The sequence below is a fragment of the Tardiphaga sp. genome, assembly GCF_044340795.1.
Lineage (GTDB): Bacteria > Pseudomonadota > Alphaproteobacteria > Rhizobiales > Xanthobacteraceae > Tardiphaga.
The window spans coordinates 1-2,516 of record NZ_JBIISY010000447.1 but is presented as its reverse complement, the minus strand read 5'-3'; the positions used below and the strand labels follow the sequence as shown (position 1 = coordinate 2,516).

Below are 2,516 nucleotides of genomic sequence, written 5' to 3'. Positions count from 1 at the left end.
GACGAGACCGCCAGGGCTGGTCTGGCCATAGAGCATCGCCGACGGGCCCTTCAGCACATCGACGCGATCGAGCAGGAACGGATCGATCGCGGCGACGGCGAAAGCCTGGCCGCGCGGCAGCTTCAATCCATCGAGGAAGCTCACATAGCTGGTGCTGAGACCGAACGCACCGAAGCCGCGCATGAAGATACTGTCATAGCGGGAATTCGTATCGGCATCCGAGATGACGCCGGCGGTGTAACGCAGCGCATTGCCGACGGTCTGGACGTTCTGGTCGTCCATCTGCCGGCGCGTCACCGTCGAGATCGACTGCGCCGTTTCCAGCACAGGCGTGTCGGTCTTCGTGGCGGTGCCGGAGCTCCTGTCGAGATAGCGATCGGATGTGTTGGTCGCATTCACCGCCTGCACCGCCGGCGCTGCGGCCGCGGGTGCGCGCGCCGGTGTGCGGGCGACACTGCGCTGCATGGTGGGCCGCGTGGCCATGCGACGCGCGGCGCGGCGTTCGGGCGGCTGCACGGTGACGGCCGGAAGCGCGACCGATGCCTCGCGTGCTGTCTGCGCTGTCGCCTCCGGAGCCCCCATCAACGCCGCGGCAATGGCCGCACCGACGACGATCTTGTGCTCACTTCCCATTCCAAATTCCCCGTATCCCCGATCGCGAATGGGTGCGACAAATAAACGGGACGGGACCGTCCTGTCCAGATTGATTGCCAAGGGAAACCAAATCTGAGATTGGAATTGCTCGAAACACGCGATTCATCGGAAGCGCAATCAAAGGACCTGAATGCCGGCTGCATCGACCCCGTCCAAAGGCGGACGCCCGCGCAAGAGCGATGTGGAAGCAAAATCGCTCCACATCATCGAGATGGCGTCACGGCTGTTTGCGCAGCAGGGCTTTGCGGCCACCTCGGTGGAGCAGGTCGTGGCGGCCTGCGGCGTCGGCAAGGACACGGTGTATCGGCGCTATCCATCCAAGCTCGCTCTGTTCGAGGGCGTGGTGGCGCATGCGCGGGTGCAGACCGAGGCGCACTTCCAGACGGCGATGGCGAGCGCCGCTGGCGATGTGATGGAGCAACTGCGCGCCGCCGCGCGCTGGCTGCTGACGGTCAATCTCGATCCGACCCTGGTGGCCTTCAAGCGCATCGCCTTCAGCGAGGCGCTGGTGGTCGGGCAAGCCGCCGCCAACCGCCCTGTGGATCCAATCATGGACCGGCTGTTCGCGCTGCTGAGCGCGGCGCAGGAAAAAGGCGAGATCGGCCCCGGCGACGTGACGTTTCTGGCCGGGCACCTGATCAACAGTATCGCCGTCGGGCCGATGATCACTGCGATGCTGGGCAGCACGACTTATGCGACCAGCGAAGCGCAGGATGCTTATTTCGAGAAGGCGTGGCGATTGTTCATCGACGGCGCGCGGGGGCGTAAGATGGGTTGAGTGCAGGCGCGTAGCGCCGGACCCCGGGCTCCGGCGCGTGTCGTGATGGGTATCGCTTCGCTCAACCCATCCTACCGCATCACAGCTGTTTCACCTTCAATCCCGTCCAATGCGCGATGAAGGCCCATTGATCGGCGGTCTCGTCGATCACCTTATCGGTGGGCTTGCCTGCGCCATGGCCCGCGCGCATCTCGACGCGGAGCAGATGCGGCCTGTCGCCGAGTTCGGCTGCCTGGAGCGCTGCGACATATTTGAAACTGTGGCCGGGAATGACGCGATCGTCGGTATCGGCGGTGCTGACCAGGATCGCGGGATAATCGGTGCCCGATGTCACATTGTGATAGGGCGAATAGCTGCGCAGCGCATGAAAATGCTTCTCCTGCCGGGGATCACCAAAGTCTTCCATCCACATCGCGCCGCCGGTGAAGAGCGGAAAGCGCAGCATGTCCATCACGCCGACGCCCGGCAGTGCCGCGGCGAACAGGTCGGGGCGCTGATTGACGACGGCGCCCATGAGCAGACCGCCATTGGACTCGCCCTGCACGGCAAGGCCACCGGGCGAGGTGATGCCTTCGGCTTTCAGATATTCACCGGCCGCGATGAAATCGTCGAACGCATTCTGTCGGTTGGCGAAGCGGCCCGCATCGTGCCACGACTTTCCATATTCGCCGCCGCCGCGGATATTGGCGACGACGGAGACACCGCCCTGCTCGACCCACGCCATCTGGGTCGGCGCATAGAACGGGATCATGCTGATGCCGAAGCCACCATAGGCATAGAGCAGTGTCGGCGCCGGCCCGGTGACATCCTTGCGGCGGATGATGAACATGGGAATGCGGGTGCCGTCCTTCGACGGATAGAAGCGCTGCTCGACGCTGATGCGATCGAGATCGATGCCGGCGTCGGGCTTCGCCCAGACATAGGTGGTGTTGCCGGCGACGTCGTAGCGATAGATCGTTGTCGGGATATTGTAGCTGGTGAAGACGAAGAACACCTCATTGCTGTCCTGCTCGCCGCGAAAGCCGCCGACCGTCCCGATGCCGGGCAGATCGACGGTCCCCTCCGGCGTGCCATCGAGGGCAAA

At 64.1% G+C, this 2,516-nt stretch carries 3 protein-coding genes; 1 reads left to right on the top strand and 2 read right to left on the bottom strand.

Translation table 11 applies throughout. From position 1 onward, the window contains the following. Positions 1–633: TonB-dependent receptor plug domain-containing protein (locus ACIQ17_RS32990; RefSeq protein WP_398473789.1), on the bottom strand; the 633-nt coding region annotated here is incomplete at its 3' end. Between the two features lie 151 nt (positions 634–784). On the opposite strand from ACIQ17_RS32990, the gene ACIQ17_RS32985 reads away from it, so the two are divergent. Further along, entirely contained in the window at positions 785–1,432 is a 648-nt protein-coding gene (locus ACIQ17_RS32985) for a TetR/AcrR family transcriptional regulator (RefSeq protein ID WP_398473788.1), read from the top strand. 79 nt (positions 1,433–1,511) lie between these two features. Here ACIQ17_RS32985 and ACIQ17_RS32980 read toward each other — a convergent pair. Continuing rightward, positions 1,512–2,516, bottom strand: a 1,005-nt coding sequence (locus tag ACIQ17_RS32980; RefSeq protein ID WP_398473786.1) for a prolyl oligopeptidase family serine peptidase, incomplete at its 5' end; no start/stop codon positions are given.

Excerpts from the sequence above, each read along its gene's own strand:
- ACIQ17_RS32985 (WP_398473788.1), top strand. The coding sequence starts at position 785 with ATGCCGGCTGCATCGACCCCGTCCAAAGGCGGACGCCCGCGCAAGAGC.